The 15,589-nt window shown below is 57.1% G+C and carries 18 protein-coding genes and 2 pseudogenes; 9 read left to right on the forward strand and 11 right to left on the reverse strand.

Annotated elements, in window-relative coordinates; translation table 11 throughout:
• The first annotated feature begins 146 nt into the window (after positions 1–146).
• The gene (fae, locus tag N8E89_RS27120; protein ID WP_262263619.1) at positions 147–656 is read left to right on the forward strand and encodes a formaldehyde-activating enzyme; all 510 of its coding nucleotides are present in this window, start codon (positions 147–149) and stop codon (positions 654–656) included.
• Between the two features lie 123 nt (positions 657–779).
• Here the strand turns inward: fae and N8E89_RS27125 are convergent, their stop codons facing one another.
• Positions 780–1,496 carry a HisA/HisF-related TIM barrel protein gene (locus tag N8E89_RS27125; protein ID WP_262263620.1) on the reverse strand — a complete coding sequence of 239 codons (717 nt, stop codon included), beginning with the start codon at positions 1,494–1,496 and terminating at the stop codon, positions 780–782.
• A gap of 27 nt (positions 1,497–1,523) precedes the next feature.
• On the opposite strand from N8E89_RS27125, the gene N8E89_RS27130 reads away from it, so the two are divergent.
• Together N8E89_RS27130 and N8E89_RS27135 are read left to right on the forward strand one after the other, a co-directional pair.
• Positions 1,524–2,195, forward strand: coding sequence for a hydantoinase/oxoprolinase family protein (locus N8E89_RS27130; protein WP_262263621.1), 672 nt, complete (start codon positions 1,524–1,526; stop codon positions 2,193–2,195).
• 76 nt (positions 2,196–2,271) lie between these two features.
• The gene (locus tag N8E89_RS27135) at positions 2,272–2,592 is read left to right on the forward strand and encodes a hypothetical protein (protein WP_262263622.1); all 321 of its coding nucleotides are present in this window, start codon (positions 2,272–2,274) and stop codon (positions 2,590–2,592) included.
• Positions 2,593–2,598: 6 nt separating this feature from the next.
• Here the strand turns inward: N8E89_RS27135 and N8E89_RS27140 are convergent.
• The 5 genes and pseudogenes from N8E89_RS27140 to N8E89_RS27160 all read right to left on the reverse strand — a co-directional run bounded on the left by N8E89_RS27140 (position 2,599) and on the right by N8E89_RS27160 (position 6,981).
• Positions 2,599–3,211 (reverse strand): annotated as a pseudogene (locus N8E89_RS27140) (DUF447 domain-containing protein).
• Positions 3,208–4,609, reverse strand: a pseudogene (locus N8E89_RS27145) (DUF6513 domain-containing protein). Before N8E89_RS27145 ends, N8E89_RS27140 begins: the two co-directional pseudogenes overlap by 4 nt.
• On the reverse strand, positions 4,602–5,153 hold the full coding sequence (locus tag N8E89_RS27150) for a flavoprotein (RefSeq protein WP_262263623.1): 552 nt from the start codon (positions 5,151–5,153) through the stop codon (positions 4,602–4,604). The pseudogene N8E89_RS27145 and the gene N8E89_RS27150 overlap by 8 nt, the downstream one beginning before the upstream one ends.
• Positions 5,150–5,788: an amino acid kinase family protein gene (locus N8E89_RS27155; RefSeq protein ID WP_262263624.1), complete on the reverse strand. Its 639-nt coding sequence runs from the start codon at positions 5,786–5,788 to the stop codon at positions 5,150–5,152. Before N8E89_RS27155 ends, N8E89_RS27150 begins: the two co-directional genes overlap by 4 nt.
• Positions 5,785–6,981 (reverse strand): (5-formylfuran-3-yl)methyl phosphate synthase, encoded by a 1,197-nt coding sequence (locus tag N8E89_RS27160; RefSeq protein ID WP_262263625.1) that lies wholly within the window; start codon positions 6,979–6,981, stop codon positions 5,785–5,787. The genes N8E89_RS27155 and N8E89_RS27160 overlap by 4 nt, the downstream gene beginning before the upstream one ends.
• Before the next feature lie 161 nt (positions 6,982–7,142).
• Between N8E89_RS27160 and N8E89_RS27165 the strand changes: the two genes are divergently transcribed.
• From N8E89_RS27165 to N8E89_RS27190, 6 genes are read left to right on the forward strand one after another with little or no spacing between them, the layout of a single operon-like run.
• Positions 7,143–8,375 carry a lanthanide ABC transporter ABC transporter substrate-binding protein PedA1 gene (locus N8E89_RS27165; protein ID WP_262263704.1) on the forward strand — a complete coding sequence of 411 codons (1,233 nt, stop codon included), beginning with the start codon at positions 7,143–7,145 and terminating at the stop codon, positions 8,373–8,375.
• Between the two features lie 24 nt (positions 8,376–8,399).
• Positions 8,400–9,374 carry a YVTN family beta-propeller repeat protein gene (locus N8E89_RS27170; protein ID WP_262263626.1) on the forward strand — a complete coding sequence of 325 codons (975 nt, stop codon included), beginning with the start codon at positions 8,400–8,402 and terminating at the stop codon, positions 9,372–9,374.
• A gap of 28 nt (positions 9,375–9,402) precedes the next feature.
• Entirely contained in the window at positions 9,403–9,900 is a 498-nt protein-coding gene (locus tag N8E89_RS27175) for a cupredoxin domain-containing protein (RefSeq protein ID WP_262263627.1), read from the forward strand.
• 47 nt (positions 9,901–9,947) lie between these two features.
• The gene (locus N8E89_RS27180; protein ID WP_262263628.1) at positions 9,948–10,754 is read left to right on the forward strand and encodes a lanthanide ABC transporter ATP-binding protein PedB/LutE; all 807 of its coding nucleotides are present in this window, start codon (positions 9,948–9,950) and stop codon (positions 10,752–10,754) included.
• Positions 10,751–11,617 carry a lanthanide ABC transporter permease protein PedC gene (locus N8E89_RS27185; protein ID WP_410010482.1) on the forward strand — a complete coding sequence of 289 codons (867 nt, stop codon included), beginning with the start codon at positions 10,751–10,753 and terminating at the stop codon, positions 11,615–11,617. Before N8E89_RS27180 ends, N8E89_RS27185 begins: the two co-directional genes overlap by 4 nt.
• Positions 11,614–12,243: a hypothetical protein gene (locus N8E89_RS27190; protein WP_262263629.1), complete on the forward strand. Its 630-nt coding sequence runs from the start codon at positions 11,614–11,616 to the stop codon at positions 12,241–12,243. Before N8E89_RS27185 ends, N8E89_RS27190 begins: the two co-directional genes overlap by 4 nt.
• Here N8E89_RS27190 and pqqE read toward each other — a convergent pair.
• Genes pqqE through N8E89_RS27215 form a run of 5 tightly spaced genes read right to left on the reverse strand, consistent with a single transcriptional unit; the run spans position 12,233 to position 15,522 of the window.
• Positions 12,233–13,357 carry a pyrroloquinoline quinone biosynthesis protein PqqE gene (pqqE, locus tag N8E89_RS27195; protein WP_262263630.1) on the reverse strand — a complete coding sequence of 375 codons (1,125 nt, stop codon included), beginning with the start codon at positions 13,355–13,357 and terminating at the stop codon, positions 12,233–12,235. The two genes, N8E89_RS27190 and pqqE, sit on opposite strands and share 11 nt — an antisense overlap.
• Positions 13,354–13,653: a pyrroloquinoline quinone biosynthesis peptide chaperone PqqD gene (gene pqqD / locus N8E89_RS27200; RefSeq protein ID WP_262263631.1), complete on the reverse strand. Its 300-nt coding sequence runs from the start codon at positions 13,651–13,653 to the stop codon at positions 13,354–13,356. Before pqqD ends, pqqE begins: the two co-directional genes overlap by 4 nt.
• Positions 13,650–14,405, reverse strand: a complete 756-nt coding sequence (gene pqqC / locus N8E89_RS27205) for a pyrroloquinoline-quinone synthase PqqC (RefSeq protein ID WP_262263632.1) — start codon at positions 14,403–14,405, stop codon at positions 13,650–13,652. The genes pqqD and pqqC overlap by 4 nt, the downstream gene beginning before the upstream one ends.
• The gene (gene pqqB / locus N8E89_RS27210) at positions 14,402–15,340 is read right to left on the reverse strand and encodes a pyrroloquinoline quinone biosynthesis protein PqqB (RefSeq protein WP_262263633.1); all 939 of its coding nucleotides are present in this window, start codon (positions 15,338–15,340) and stop codon (positions 14,402–14,404) included. The genes pqqC and pqqB overlap by 4 nt, the downstream gene beginning before the upstream one ends.
• On the reverse strand, positions 15,340–15,522 hold the full coding sequence (locus N8E89_RS27215) for a hypothetical protein (RefSeq protein WP_262263634.1): 183 nt from the start codon (positions 15,520–15,522) through the stop codon (positions 15,340–15,342). The genes pqqB and N8E89_RS27215 overlap by 1 nt, the downstream gene beginning before the upstream one ends.
• Between the last annotated feature and the right edge of the window lie 67 nt (positions 15,523–15,589).

Genomic DNA, 15,589 nt, shown 5'->3' on the forward strand with positions numbered 1-15,589 from the left:
CGGATTTCATCCGCTGCTATCTGGCCAACCGACCCCCAACTCAAGGGTGCTGCGAACAAGGATAGCTGTCCATCGAGCGTCGTGTCTCGAGAGGTACGGCGTCTTTGGACAAACCATTTGGGACCGCTATAGGGAGGAATTAGGCCGTGGCGAAAATCAATAAAGTTATGGTTGGCGAGTCGCTTATTGGCGACGGAAATGAAGTTGCGCATATCGATCTTCTGATCGGGCCGCGTGGCAGCGCTGTAGAGACGGCATTTTGCAATGCATTGACGAACAACAAGGACGGATTTACCTCCCTTCTTGCTGTTATCGCCCCTAATCTTGCATGCAAGCCGAACACGATCCTGTTCAACAAAGTCACGATCAAAGGCGCCAAGCAGGCAGTCCAGATGTTCGGACCTGCACAGCACGCCGTTGCAAAAGCAGTCCAGGATAGTGTTGCCGATGGCACAATTCCCGCAGAAGAAGCTGACGATGTATTCATCTGCGTTGGCGTCTTCATCCATTGGGAAGCCGAAAGCGACGCCAAGATCCAGGACTTTAACTACCGCGCGACGAAGGAAGCCATCAAGCGTGCGGTGACAGGCTGGCCGACAGCGGCAGAAGCAACTGCTCAGCGCGACTCCGTCAAGCATCCGTTCGGCGCTGCCTAGACAAGAGACAACCCCGCACAGAGCACGCCCTCTGACGAACCGGATGGCCTGTTGCGCCGGTTGGCAAAACTTCTGGGCTTCCAGTAATGAGAAAGGGGAGAAGGAGCGATCTTCCTCCCCTTCTCAGCCGCTCAGGATGTTGTCATTTTGCATAAGAGACGAAATCGCCTCCGGTGTCAGCGAACCGTTGTGAAGCGCCGTCGCCACGAGCGCAGCCGAGATGCCAAGCTTCTGCAACTGCTCAATATCCCGCAGACCACGGATGCCTCCAGCAGCGATGACAGCACGATTGCCCGCACGGCGCTTAATCGCTGACAGGCGGTCGAGGTCCGGTCCTGCATTGGCGCCGATGCGGCCGAGCGTCATGACGATGACACGCGGCGGCCAGCTTTGCGCATTCTCAAGGATCGACGGCGGTCCCAGAAACTCATCGCCACGAAAATCGAGCGACAGGATCAACCGCGGGTTGGTGCAAAACGCTTGCAGCACGGAAATATCGGATTGTGACTCGGACCCAAGAACCGGGAATATCCGGTCCATTGCAAGCGCGCTATCAAGTTGTTCCGGTTCGCTGAACCCGGCGTCGAGCCAGATGTTTTCGGTCGGCATCAATGGCCGCAACTGCTCCAAGGCGGAATGCTCGCAGCGGCGTTCTATCCGGTCAAGATCGGCAATATACAATGCCGGAAAAGGATAGACGGTTCGCAGGCCATCGGCCACATCGCGAACGCTGGCGGTCGGACTGAGCGGTGTTTCAATGGGCTTATAGCTGTCGCGATGGCCCATGCTTGCGCGAACCACGAGACCATCTTTTATGTCGAGTACCGGAATGATATGCACGAGTGAAATCCAAGGAACGATGTGCCCATGAAATCCCGATTTGCCAACGAAGGAAAGCCCCTGGTTACGGGTTGGGATCTGGGCGGTGCCCACCTGAAGATGGCCCAATGCCATAACGGCAAGATTGTCTCGGCGAAAATCCTGAAAACACCGCTTTGGCTCGGCGTCGATCAGTTGCGTGAAGCCTTGCGGGAACTTGACCCGCTAAGCGCCGAAAACAATTTCAATGTCTTCACCATGACTGGCGAACTTTCCGACACATTCGCTTCGCGTGATGCGGGAGTTGCCGGCCTGCTCGACCTCATCCAACAGGAATTCGGCACAGAAAATACACTTATCTATGCCGGGCGCGCCGGTTTCTGCGATGTGGGTTCCGCGCGCAGCCTTGGAAGCGATATCGCATCGGCCAACTGGCACGCCACTGCCCTGCTGAGCGCAAAGCTGGCAAACACAGGTCTGTTCGTCGATATGGGTTCGACAACAACTGACATCCTTGCATTCAAAGACGGCGAACTGACCAATCTTGGCTATTCGGATGCCGAGCGGCTATTAACCGGCGAACTCGTCTATACCGGTTTCGCCCGCTCGGCCCTGATCGGTATCGCGGGTCTCGTCCCCGTTCGCGGGCGGATGACACCGCTGATGAACGAATATTTCGCCAATACCGCCGATCTCGGCCGAGATCCTTGGCACGCTTGACGAAGCGGACGACAAATATCCGTCGGCTGACCGTCAAGCGAAATCGGCGGCGGGATCGATAGCACGGCTGGCGCGCATGGTCGGACGCGACGGCGCCGATCTCAATGAGAACGAATGGATCGATATCGTGCGCTGGTTCAGCGAACACCAGCTGCGCATGATCCATGATGGAGCGTTCCGCGTCGCTTGTAATCTTTCACCGGACCGCATGGCACCAGTGGTCGGCGCAGGGATCGGGCGCCCGCAGATCAGAGAACTCGCGAAGCGCCTCGAACGGCCCTATCTGGATTTCGGTTCGCTGATCCCTGCCAATGAGGAGGCTAGGGACGACGCCAGCAAGGCAGCGCCTGCTGCAGCGGTCGCTTTGCTAGGTTCAATGCATCTGCAGGGCGCATAGTCCCATCTAGATATAGCCCCCGTGGTGATGCACGACCGCATCCTTGCCTTTTTCATCGGCCGCATCGCGATGATCCTTGACCCGCTGCATGAGCCAAGACCAAGCCTGATGTTCATCGGGTCCAGCCGTTTTTTCAATGGCGATCATCAGATAAGCGATCTCGGCATCGATCTTCTCCGGAGGAAGCATGTGCAGACGGCTCACCAGAATCGCGAGTTCCAGCACGGCAGCCTTGGCGCGATTGAGTCCCGTAAAGGGCGCATGGGTCGCTTCCGAGACCACCTTGCAGAAATGAAGCGGCCGCAAGCCATCATCCTTGATTGATCTCGACGTGCAGGACGGAATGGCTGAGCGCAGCCTGAAGTCGCGGTACCGGACAGTTCTCGACGGGAACGGCTGGCCAGTCTTTATGGCCAGTCAGACATCCGGCAAAGACCAGCATGTCGTCAGTATAATTGGCGATGGCATAGGGAACAGCAGCCAGGTTTTCCAGCGTCTTTGAGGGCCGGAACGGCGCGATGATCCAGCCGTCCGCCTCCTGGATAATTCCGAGCGGGGCGATATGGACGGCGCCATCGGCATCGACCGTGGTAATGATGGTCTCCCTGATGTAGGTCATGGCGCCACATCCTTCTTGGTTCGCAGCGTGTGCCCGGCTTCGGCCAGTCGCGTACGGTCCTGTTGCTTCTCCGGGGCTGCCGCGCCCCAGGCGAGCGGCTCGTCCTGAGCATAACGCTTGCCAAGTTTCCAGGCGATTTCGGCCTTGGTCAGCTCCGCACCCAGATAGAAAGCATGCGCTCCGTCGCCTTCAACGTTGAGACGCGGGAAAAGTTCAAAAGCATCGCTGGATACGTGATGGCCCTTGCCGTTGAATATATGGACACCGTCCGGGGCGGTCAGGATGCGGAAATTGGCGTCGCGCACGTCAGCGGCGAGAGCGTCAATGTCTTCAATACTATTGGGATACGGCTTGCGGTCGTGGATCTGCAACAGGCCCGCATCATAGCCGCGCGGCAAAGCATGGTCCTGTTTGGCGGCAAACATGATACGGCGGGCGCGATCGTGCTCCTCGACCGTGCGTACGGTATGCGGGCTCACATTGACCACCAGCACGTTGCCGATCGAAAGCTCCGAGCAAAGACCGGCAAGGAGAGCCGTCACCCCGGATGAATCGGCATCGGTCAGTTCAGTCAGATTGCCAGTACCCATCATCATCGGGGCATCGGGCCAGCGGCGGCGCGCCTCCATGAACCGCCCGAGCGAAGCGGCGAAACCGAAGTGGATGGGATCGAGCACGGGATCAGCAATGAAGGGAATGTTCGCAGCCTTCGCAGCACGGATCGCACGGCCGAGCGAGATCCAGATCTCCCGGAACGGCGGGAATGAGAATCGGCGTGACGCCATATTTGATTGCCAGGCCGATCGTCTCTTCGGTGAGACTGAGGAGATAATCCGCTCCGGCAGCAGCACCGGTCTCGAGTTCTTCAAGGTTCGCTGAATCCACGCTGACGCAAAGACCCTGTTGCTTGAGGCTGCGAACCGCTTCGGCGAGATGCGGAAACGGCGTTTCGGGAAGACAGCCAAGGTCGATCACATCCGCTCCGGCAGCCGCCAGCGTCAAGGCACGTTGCATCAATGTGTCAAGCGACAGTGCCGAGGCGTCGACGATTTCTGCAAAAATACGCATGTCATGTCTTGAAAGATCGATTGGTTTGCCGACGCGCCCGAGAAAAACCGGCAAATCCGAGACTTCGTCCGGACCGCGGATGAAGGAAACACCGAACCGCTCGCTTAGCCGGCCAAGATCGCCGCGGTAACGCCCGGGGAGGATAACCCGGTCGCCAGTCAGAGGCTGCTTCAGCCGACGCGAGATGATCTCTTCCGTCATCAGAGCGGCGACTTTCACACCGATATCCACGATCTCATAGGAAAACGCCGTCTGCCCAAGGTCGGCCAGCACGCGTTCCACCCGCGAACGGGCAAGATGGCCAGTCAGAAACAGCAGATGCTCAGCCATTGTCGGCGATCACTTTCTGGCGCTCGGCAATTGCCGCTTGCAACTCGGCAAGAGATTCAACCACGTGTGTGCGCTCATAAGTCTTGAGCCGGGCCGTATTTTCGAGATCGATGGGCCGGGGATAAACCTTGACCAACCCTCCCGGAGCCATGGTTTCAAGTTCAGGTGCCGTGTCACAAGCGAAAACAATCGACGGCACCAGACACTTTCCCGCCTGCGCATAGACATTCGTCGGCAGCGAATCGGAAATCCCGACGACGCATTTCGCTACGGTGTTCGATGTGGCGGGTGCAATAACCGCCGTATGATAGACGCCATGATAGAAACCGCCTATGGGGATGGAACTTGCTGTCTTGTCATGCAGCACCCTCATGGTTTCGGGAAAGTCGAGTTTCAGCCCGTACATGCGCAGCACTTCATTTGCGGCCTTCGAAACGAAGACATCGCAATGTTCGAGCGTGCGGATCAAATCGAAGCTCTCTACGAAGAAATGGCCAGAACCGGTCAGGGCCCAAGCCCATCGCGGCGTATGAAGCTGTGTCATTGCGCAACCATTCCTTCGGCGGTCATTTTGTGCTGCATGATCATGCGTCCGGGGATCGTCGCCAAGGGCAAATCGAGCGTACGCAACGCTTGCGGACCTGCGATGTGGAGGCGTGTATATCGTCCCAGCATCGCGGGCAGCATTCCGTCGACAATGCCGGCGCCGGTGAGGTCTGACACACGGGAATAAGCCACGTACTCCTCGGTTTGTTTGATCAGCAGCAGCGTATTCGTGTCCAATTGCCTGCACAGCCAAGCGCTGAGTGAATCCGATGTTACGTCCCAGGAACAGGGAATGTCCGGCGCGCCGATCGTCATGGATGATGGAAGCCACACCGGTATGTCACCAGCCACCAGAACTTCGCGAATTTCCTTTAACGATCGTGCTGGTTGCAGGCGCATGTTGCACTCTGCGATGACAATGCCGAACTGGTCCATGGCAAGGATCGCCATCGCATGGGCCGCTTTATCCGAATAGGCGAGACTTTTTTGCGAAACCCTGACCCGATCGGCAAACGGGCCACCACCCGGTACGACAACGAGCGGAAAAGTCGCCGTCGTCAGAACGGCGATCCAGCGCTGCATTTCCTCATGACCCGCCGTGCTTCCTCCCAGTTTCACCACGAGTGGCTTCATGAAGATGCGCCCTTCCTGCCTCCATGTGCGTGCACAGCTTCTGGCTTGCCTGCAGTATGTCTGGATTTCGCCGAATTCTTGGCATCACTTTTGCGTTCGATCTCGACACCAACACCGCCCGGTCCAAGTTCAAGTTTTTCTGCCCGCACCACGACCCGGGTAACACGGGGATTTTCCAGAACGAATGCAGCAACCTGTTCCGCCAGCGTCTCGGCAAGTTCGACATGTCCCTGCGCAACAATAGCCCGAATGCCATCCATGATAAGATCGTAGGAGACGACGTGGCGCATGTCCTCTGGATTGCGCGTCACCCGCAAAACGTCGACCGTGACGTCGAACCGCACCTTCTGTGACTTGCCATGTTCGAAACTATAGGCGCCGATCTGGACCGGCAGAACAAAATCACGGACAAAAATCTTGTCGGTGCCGAGCCCGGCCTCGGCCGGATCGGGGAAATAGCCGCGCGCCGCGAGGAGTTTATAGTCGACGCCAGTTGGTGCGCCTGGCCCCTGTGCGTCTGGGATCAGAGCCCGTATTTTTGCCGTCGCTAGCGCATCGACTGGCGAGTTGCGGCTCAAACCGGCACACAAGGCGCCGCGAAAGCCAAGAAAATCCGGCTTGAAGGCCAACAACCGCGGCACATCCGGCGCCTCAAGCGATCCCGCGACCCCGGACATCAATCCGTGCGACTGGCAATCCTTGACGAAATGGCCAATCTGGTCGGGCGTCATGTGATCGAGCAGGCGGCCCGCCGATTTCTTGGCAGTATCGATCATAACCCCGTGAAAACCGGCAGCAGCAAATTGTTCGGCCAGGCCTTCTTCATATTCATTCCGGTGGTCGGCAAAGACCACGGCAATCAATTTTTTGTGCGCGGCGAGTGACTTCAATATCCCCATGCAGGCGGCCAATTGACCAAAGGGGAAGAAGCCGATCTTGATATAATCCACACCTGTCGCGGCGATTTCCTCCACCTTGCGGCGGATGGTTTCCGGCTCCATCGGAAGATCACCACATGCAGCACTAACAGGCCGCCTGCCTGAAATAAAATTGATAACTTCCAATAGCTTGTCTGGTCCGACCGCTCCCAGAGCCCCGTTTGCAGGATCCTTCAGATCGATAATATCCGCACCATTCTGGAAGACGATTTCCGCTTCCTGCCGGTTTTGCACACTCGCAAGCATCTTGGTCATCAGCGGGCCCCTTCGCAGCGGTAAAGAATTTTGCCCGAACCCCACGAAAAGATGACTTTGAGGGTTGAGATAATGGCGGGGTTGTTTAAAAACACTATGGGCACCTCTGTTCTTAAGCGACCGCCATCATGCGAATGGCGGCAAATCCGAATGGTACGGTCATGAAGAGTATGGTGCCAGACACTCTTGTGTTTTTATTCGGCTTTTTTTTGCTCTTCGTCAACGTGTCTGAGTTGCATGCGCAACAGGCATCGACAGATAAAACGACAAAACCGGTCACCGAAACCCGGATGGGTTATCTTCGCGCCTATGAACCGCAGCTTGCTCTTTCTGTGCTCGACATCCCTCCCCGCGATGAGGGTGTAGCCGGCGCCAACGTCGCCATCAACGACAACAATACCACCGGCAAGTTCCTTAGTCAGAGTTTTGCGCTCGATGTTATCGAGACGAAATTTGATGCGGACGTCGTCCCCGTTTTCAAGGAAATGCTCGCTCGCGGCGATCGCTTCATTTTGACCGATATTTCTGCCAAGCAATTGCTGTCGATTGCGGACCTCGCAAAGGATAGCGGTGCCCTGCTTTTCAATGTTGGCGCGACGGACGACATCCTGCGAGAAGAACAGTGCCGATCGAACGTGTTCCATACGGCGCCGACACGAACCATGCTTGCCGACGGTCTGGCCCAATACCTTGTCTGGAAACAATGGCGCAAATGGGTGCTGCTCTATGGCTCGCACGAACGCGACCAGCTCTACGCCGATGCCATTCGCCGCGCCGCGGCACGGTTCGGGGCAACGATCGTCGAGGAGCGTGTGTACGAGGACAAAGGCACCGCCCGCCGGACCGATACCGGCGTGATCCAGGTGCAGAAGCAGATGCCGGTCTTTACGCAAAACCTGCCCGAGCATGATGTGGTCGTCGTCGCCGACGAGAGCGAAGTATTCGGCAGTTATGTGCCCTACCGTACTTGGACCCCACGGCCCGTTGCGGGAACCGCCGGGCTTGTTCCCTCGAGCTGGCACCCCGCCAGTGAACAATGGGGTGGCTCCCAGATTCAGAATCGTTTTGACAAGGCGAACGGGCGCAGGATGCTGTCGAAAGACATGCAGGCCTGGACGGCAGTTCGGATACTGGGCGAGGCTGTTACGCGTACCAAGGGAAACGACCCGGCCCAGGTGGAGGCCTTCATTAAGGCGGACGACTTTTCGATCGCAGCCTTCAAGGGCCAGAAAGTGACATTTCGAAACTGGAACTGGCAGTTGAGACAACCGATCCTGCTAGGCGACGGGCATAGCGTCGTCTCCACCTCGCCGCAGGAAGGCTTCCTGCACCAATTTTCGGAGCTCGACACGATGGGGGTCGACCGGCCGGAGACCAAATGCAAGCTCAACTAATGAACAGTGAATTGGGAGGACAAAATGCGACGACATTCGTGCTTGCTCGCTGCGACCGTGGCGGTGCCGTTGTTTGCACAGCCCGCATGGGCAAATATGGTCTACGTCTCCAACGAGAAGGACAATACCGTCACCGTCGTCGATTCCACGACGATGGAGGTGGTCAAGACAATCGACGTCGGCCAGCGTCCACGCGGGATCACCATCTCCCACGATGGAAAGCTGCTGTATGTATGTGCCAGCGACGACGACACGGTCGAGATCATCGACACCAGTACGAATGAGATCGTCGGCTCACTTCCATCCGGTCCCGATCCGGAGCTATTTGTCCTGTCGCCAGATGGGAAGACGCTCTATATCGCCAACGAAGACGACAATCTTGTCACGGTGATCGACGTCGAGACGAAAGGCGTGCTTGCGGAAATACCGGTGGGCGTGGAACCTGAAGGGATGGGCATCAGCCCCGATGGAAGAACCATGGTCAACACCTCTGAAACAACCAACATGGCGCATTTCATCGATACATCCACCCACGAAATCACCAACAATGTGCTGGTCGATTCCCGGCCACGCTTTGCCCAGTTCAAGCCGGACGGGTCGGAGGTCTGGGTCTCGGCGGAAATTGGTGGAACTGTATCAGTGATCGACAACCAGAAGCGCGAGGTGACGCATAAGATCACTTTCGAAATTCAGGGATTGCGTGCCGAGCAGATCCAACCGGTCGGTGTCCGCATCACGGCCGACGGCAAAAAGGCGTACGTCGCGCTGGGTCCCGCCAACCGTGTCGCAGTCGTCAACGCCGAGACCTACGAAGTGGAGAAATACATATTGGTGGGACAGCGCGTCTGGCAGCTGGCATTCACGCCGGACGGCAAGAGTATCATCAGCACGAACGGCCTGTCGAACGACATCACCTTCATCGACACAGCAACGGACGAACCGGTCAAGTCAGTCACAGTCGGGCAGTTGCCGTGGGGTGTGACAGTGTCGCCCAACTAAACTGAAAATACCGCAAGGGAGGAAGAATATGACGAACTGCAAATCATTCGCACGGGCCGCATTTCTCAGCATCGTAATCGCTCCGTCATTGGCTTTTGCACAGGCGGACGACGATGATGACGATCAGGCGACGGCAAAGCCCAAAGCAGAAGCGCAGACGAAAGCGCCGGCGGTCACCCGCGCCAGCAAGAATGTGCCCGAACTCATTCTCGGTGCGAAGACAGATGATTTTGCCGTGAATCAGAAGGATTTCGAGCTGCTTGCCGGACAGGGCTACCGCTGGAAGATTACGTCCGCCGCAGGGCTGGAATACAAGTTCGTCACCGATCTCTTTCGCAATGTCTGGATGAACCAGATCGTCATAAATGATCTTGAGGTGCATATGAACGGTGCCCCGGCCTGGCTCGAATTCGACGCGCCGGGCACGATCAATGTCCAGTTCACAGCAGTAAGGCCAGGCGAATATACCTGGTCGGTTCCAGACCTTGCCGACAAGGGGATGAAGGGTAAGATAACGATCAAATAGGGCGCAGGTATTTCAACGGCCCGACAAGGTATCAAGGGTGGAGCACGATGAGTCCAAATGCCGGATTGAAAGACGTTCAAGGCAAGTCATTGCCGGAGGCCAGCATTCCGGCGCTTGAACTTGCATCCGTGAGCTATGCCTATGGCAAACGGCAGGCGCTGGATGACATTTCGTTTTCCATCCCGCCGGGCCGGTTCGCTGTGCTGCTCGGATTGAACGGCGCCGGCAAAACGACACTTTTCTCACTGATCAGCCATCTCTTTGCAACCCGAAAGGGCCGGATCCATGTTTTCGGCCATGAAATAAACCGCAGGCCAGGTGACGCGCTGCGGCGCCTCGGGATCGTATTTCAGGCACGAACACTGGACCTCGATCTGTCGGTGCACCAGAACCTGTCCTATCACGCGTCGCTGCACGGGATCGGGGCACGGGAAGCGAACCAGCGCATTAACGAACTGCTGCAATCGATCGACATGAGCGATCGTTTGTATGAGAAGGCACGCAGTCTTTCGGGCGGGCAAATCAGGCGCGTCGAGATCATCCGCGCCCTGTTGCATCAGCCATCGCTGCTGCTGCTCGACGAAGCGACCGTCGGGCTCGATATCAAGTCACGCGCTACAATCCTCGCTGACATTCGCAAGCTGGTCCACGACAATGGGATCAGCGTTCTCTGGGCGACCCACCTGATCGATGAGGTCAATCATGCCGATCAGGTCATTGTGCTGGACCGGGGAAGATTGGTAGCCAATGGCTCGGTGAACGATGTGGTCAAGGCTGCAGGCGGCACGACCATCAACGAAGCCTTTTCGCGGCTTACCGGCATTGTTGCGTTGAACCCGGGACACAGGCCATGACAGATATCACCAATACCGGCCGCATTGTTCCATCAATTGCCCGCAAGCGCTTTGGCCCGATGCAATATCTCATCTGCCTCAAGGGCATTCTCGTTCGCGAAGGTCTGCGCTACCTCAATCAGCGCGAGCGCTTCATCTCGTCGCTGGTCCGGCCACTGCTGTGGCTCTTCATCTTTGCAGCAGGGTTCCGCCAGGTTCTCGGCGTTTCAATCATTCCGCCCTATCAAACCTATGTGCTCTACGAGGTCTACATCACACCCGGTCTTTGCGGCATGATCCTGCTATTCAGCGGCATGCAATCTTCGTTGTCCATGGTTTATGACCGGGAGATGGGAAATATGCGCACACTGCTCGTTAGTCCGTTCCCGCGCTGGTTCCTGTTGATATCGAAGCTTCTGGCCGGGGTCGCCGTTTCGATTATCCAGGTCTATGCATTCCTGTTCATCGCCTGGTTCTGGGGCGTGAAGGCCCCGGTGTCCGGCTATTTCCTGACACTGCCTGCGCTCTTCCTGTCAGGGATGATGCTGGGTGCGCTCGGTATGCTACTGTCCTCCATGATCAAGCAGCTGGAAAACTTCGCCGGCATCATGAATTTCGTTATTTTCCCGATGTATTTCGCCTCTTCCGCACTCTACCCGCTCTGGCGTGTGCAGGAGGCAAGCCCGCTTCTCTACAAAATCTGCCTGCTTAATCCATTCACCTATGCTGTCGAACTGGTGCGATTTGCCTTTTACGGACAGATCGAATGGACCTCGCTTGCAGTGGTCTGCGCCTTCACTTTCGTTTTTATCGCAGGCGCAATCATTGCCTACGACCCATCAAGGGGCCTCATCATCAAGAAGCAGGAGGGCGGAAACAATTGAAACGATTGCGCATCATCATTGGCACTGCGGCCGCCCTTATCCTAGCTTCATCCAACGCAACGTTTGCAGCAGCAAGCAACGACCCGAGCTGGCCATGCATCCAGCGCAAGGTACCTGAACTTTCGGTCGGCCAGGTGTGGAGCGGTCCCGACATTCCGGAGGCCGCAAAAAGCTGGAATGCCGATACGAAAATCAACGAGCTTGTCGCAGAATTGGCGCCACGGCGCACCCCGTTGGACGTCGCTCAGAAGCAGATCGTTGAATATGCCACAAGCCTGCCGAAGGAGCAGTTGAATGACAAGCTTTTTCAATTGTTTCAGGGACTGTTCGAAACGCTGAACCGTGAGCGCGAACAGGTTGTTGCGGGGATTTCGCGCTACGCGGCCAAGCAGCGAGACCTTGCGGCAGACCTGCGCAAGGAAGCTTCCGCCGTCGATGCCATGCGGGCGAAACCCGATACCGATCCGGAAGAATTGGACAGGCGTGACGAACAGCTGAAATGGGAAACGCGCATCTTCGAAGAGCGGGTACAATCGTTGACCTATGTTTGCGAAGTTCCAACGATCATCGAGCAGCGCCTCTACGGGCTATCAAAGACGATCGGCCAGTCGATGATCAAGCAATAGGCTCGGCAACCCGCCCGATGCGCCGGTAAGTGAAGGCGTCTGACGCCTCATCTGACGCCTTTGTATTGATTGCTTCCGTGATCAGAGCCCCCATCCGGGCATGCAATGGAGATTTGATACAGGCCGGATCGGTGGCGGCCGCATCGCCAGCGATCGCCATGGCCTGACAGCGGCAGCCACCCCAATCGATCTCCTGACGTTCGCAGCTTCGGCACGGCTCCTGCATCCAGTCTGTTCCACGGAAGGCACTGAATGCTGACGATTCATGCCAGATCCGGCTGAGATCCCAGTCGCCGAAGCGCTCAAAACTTAGCGATTTGATCGTGCCGGCCGCATGGCACGGAAGGACAGTGCCATCCGGCGCAACCATGAATGCATCGCGTGCCCAGCCACCCATACAGGGTTTGGGATAGACGGCAAAATAGTCGGGCGTAACGAAATCAATGGTCATGATGCCGCGCAAGCGCTCCTGCGCCTCCTCGACGATCTCAACCTGCCGCTCGACTGCTTCCCGCTCCGGCATCAGTGCCTTGCGATTGAGGAGCGCCCAACCCGCGTACTGCACATTGGCGATTTCCAGCCGCTCGGCGCCTAGGGAGAGCGCCAGCTCGATGAAGTCCGGCACTTCCTCCATATTGTGGCGATGGATGGGTGCATTGATCGTCAGCGGTAATCCGGCTTTCCGGATGCGCCTGGCAGTATCGAGCTTTTTCTCATGCGCGCCGCGAGAATTGCCGATCTTTTCCGTTGTCGCGGCAAAGGCACCCTGAAAACTGAGTTGAACATGATCAAGCCCGGCCTCGGCGAAGGCTTCGATTCGGCCCTCGGCAATTCCAACGCCCGCTGTTATGAGATTGGTATAGACACCGCGCCGGGCAAGACTGGCAATCAGCTCGGCAAGATCGGTTCGCAAGGTTGGTTCGCCGCCGGAAAGGTGAACCTGCAGGACACCCAGATCTGCTGCTTGCTCGAACAGGGAAATCCACCCTTGCGTATCCATTTCCCGGTTGGCTTTCAGGAGTTCGACGGGATTGGAGCAATAAGCGCATTGCAGCGGGCAGCGATGTGTCAACTCAGCCAGCATGCCGATCGGAGGCAGGACAGGTTCCGTCATAGCGTCACCAGAAACTTGTCGGACCATTCCTGGAGAAAGCCGGTCACATCCGGCGCAATCTCCGCTTCGTCCGCTCCATATTGATCACCAAGCAGGACAATCATCTGCGCCACGCTGTGCCGGCCGTCACAGAGGCGCAGAATGTCGAGACTGACTTCATTGGGCCAGAACACCCGCTCTGGCGACAAGAGCGCCCACGCTGCGCGCACCTTATCATATTGGAGCCGCACATGCTGCTTCAAAACCGGCTTCGAGTGCATCGACAGAACTGTGCGAACGCGGGTTGTCTCGATCATGCCGCCTCCGGGTCAAAGGCACCGGGCGGAATATTGCCCTTCTCACCATACGCATGCGCAAGGCCGTCCAGCATAGCCCACAGCACGTCGCACTTGAAAACCAACGCATCGATCACCGCCTGCTGTTTTTCAGGCGTGCCTGCATGTTTCATCACATAGGCCAGCGCAAAGTCGGAATCGCGCGATGCCTGCGCGGGGCGCTTGTCAAAATAGGCGAGAATATCTTTGGTCACATAATCATAGTTCGCCAGCATGGCTGGAACGCGCTCGCCAATGATAACCGGTGAGAACAATTCCGTCAGTGACGATGCGACGGCCTCGAGCAGGGTTCGATTGGTACAGAAGGATAGATAGGCACCGACCGCAAAACGCGTGGCGGGCAGCGCGAGCTTTTCACTCTTGACCAGATCGGCATCGAGGCCAAGGCCCGTCGCCAGCTTCAGCCATCGCGCGATTCCGCCGCTCCAGCCATCACGGCCATCATGATCTTCTACCCGCTTGCGCCATTCTGCGCGAAATTCCGGGTCCTCGGATCGCGCGATGATCATCGCATCCTTGCGCGGAATGACCGACTGGTAGCAATAGCGGTTGAGTGCCCAGGCCTGCATCTGCGCTTTCGTCAAAGCACCACTCATCATCTGGTGATGGAATGGATGCCGGTTATGGTAACGGGCAGCACCCACTTCACGCAGGACCGCCTCAAGTCCCGCCGGAGACAACCCGTCTCGTGCCGCATCGCTAAATTCGTTCAAAGCCGCACCTCCATACCATCATAGGCAACTTCCCATCCTGCCCCATTTACTGCCGCATGTTCAGGCGAGATTTCATCGAGAATCGGGTTGGTATTGTTGATATGCACATAGATCCGCCGCTTGATGCCAATATCCGCGAGGGAAACCATCGAACCGTCCTCGCCGGAAATATGCAAATGCCCCATCCGCGCACCGGTCTTTGCCCCCACTCCCGCCGCAATCATTTCGTCATCGGTGAAGACTGTTCCGTCGAATAGGAGGCAATCGGCACCGGACAGACGTTCCTTCAGGGCGTGGTCAATAAGGGCGCAACCGGGAATATAGAAGGCCGCACGTTCCTCGATGCGCGAGGAAATGCGCAGGCCAATCGTATCACCCTCCTGCGTGCCATAACCGTCGGCGGCTTTTGTCTGGTCTTCAAGAAACAGCGCAACCTTGCCCGGAACGGCAAATGTCTCAACCGCGATGCCAGTCGGCTCGCCATTCACATTCAAAATATCGGTCGTTGCGCCGAGCACGAGTTCACGCCGCTGGACGATTGAACGGTCGAGCACGTTGAATATGGAATTGGCGTCGAGAACCTGCAGCACACGGCGCGTCGCATAGATCGCGAACGGCTCGCGCTCGCGCAAGCTGAGTAACCCCGCGATATGATCAATATCGGCATTGGTCAAAATAACCGCCCGGATCGGGGTACCACGCAACGGACCGGCAGCCAGTGGTTGAAGCTCCGGCGTTGCCGCGATCTGCTGGCGGATATCCGGCGAGGCATTGAACAAGACCCAGTCACTCCCGTTTGCGCAGGCGGCTAGGCTGGATTGAGTCCGGGGCCGAACATGTGCTTCGCCACTCCTCGCGCCACGGCTCAATCGATAATTGCAATTCCACTGTGGAAATCCACCCCCTGCCGCGGAGCCGATGATTTTCAATCGCATTACGGGCAAATTTCCTTAAGCCGGAACCCATTAACCAGCGCCATGATCAAACCCAAGTCGCCCCACGCAATCAGATCGCGCAGGGCGATGGTTGGAGTTACTTCTTTGCTTTCAATTCGGCTGGCAGGTAACGGGAAAGTTCCATCCCTGCAGCAACCTGGCACATGGTAGGCTTTGTCCATGTTTTCTTCATGCTTTCCTCCTTCTCAATCAAAGATCAGCGACTGATCTTTCTCTCCGGCATCATAC

The sequence above is a fragment of the Phyllobacterium sp. A18/5-2 genome, assembly GCF_025452215.1.
Lineage (GTDB): Bacteria > Pseudomonadota > Alphaproteobacteria > Rhizobiales > Rhizobiaceae > Phyllobacterium > Phyllobacterium sophorae.

Excerpts from the sequence above, each read along its gene's own strand:
- N8E89_RS27130 (WP_262263621.1), top strand. The coding sequence starts at position 1,524 with ATGAAATCCCGATTTGCCAACGAAGGAAAGCCCCTGGTTACGGGTTGG.
- N8E89_RS27135 (WP_262263622.1), top strand. The coding sequence starts at position 2,272 with ATGGTCGGACGCGACGGCGCCGATCTCAATGAGAACGAATGGATCGAT.
- N8E89_RS27150 (WP_262263623.1), bottom strand. The coding sequence starts at position 5,153 with ATGACACAGCTTCATACGCCGCGATGGGCTTGGGCCCTGACCGGTTCT.
- N8E89_RS27155 (WP_262263624.1), bottom strand. The coding sequence starts at position 5,788 with ATGAAGCCACTCGTGGTGAAACTGGGAGGAAGCACGGCGGGTCATGAG.
- N8E89_RS27160 (WP_262263625.1), bottom strand. The coding sequence starts at position 6,981 with ATGACCAAGATGCTTGCGAGTGTGCAAAACCGGCAGGAAGCGGAAATC.
- N8E89_RS27165 (WP_262263704.1), top strand. The coding sequence starts at position 7,143 with ATGAAGAGTATGGTGCCAGACACTCTTGTGTTTTTATTCGGCTTTTTT.
- N8E89_RS27170 (WP_262263626.1), top strand. The coding sequence starts at position 8,400 with ATGCGACGACATTCGTGCTTGCTCGCTGCGACCGTGGCGGTGCCGTTG.
- N8E89_RS27175 (WP_262263627.1), top strand. The coding sequence starts at position 9,403 with ATGACGAACTGCAAATCATTCGCACGGGCCGCATTTCTCAGCATCGTA.
- N8E89_RS27180 (WP_262263628.1), top strand. The coding sequence starts at position 9,948 with ATGAGTCCAAATGCCGGATTGAAAGACGTTCAAGGCAAGTCATTGCCG.
- N8E89_RS27185 (WP_410010482.1), top strand. The coding sequence starts at position 10,751 with ATGACAGATATCACCAATACCGGCCGCATTGTTCCATCAATTGCCCGC.
- pqqE (WP_262263630.1), bottom strand. The coding sequence starts at position 13,357 with ATGACGGAACCTGTCCTGCCTCCGATCGGCATGCTGGCTGAGTTGACA.
- pqqD (WP_262263631.1), bottom strand. The coding sequence starts at position 13,653 with ATGATCGAGACAACCCGCGTTCGCACAGTTCTGTCGATGCACTCGAAG.
- pqqB (WP_262263633.1), bottom strand. The coding sequence starts at position 15,340 with ATGCGATTGAAAATCATCGGCTCCGCGGCAGGGGGTGGATTTCCACAG.
- N8E89_RS27215 (WP_262263634.1), bottom strand. The coding sequence starts at position 15,522 with ATGGACAAAGCCTACCATGTGCCAGGTTGCTGCAGGGATGGAACTTTC.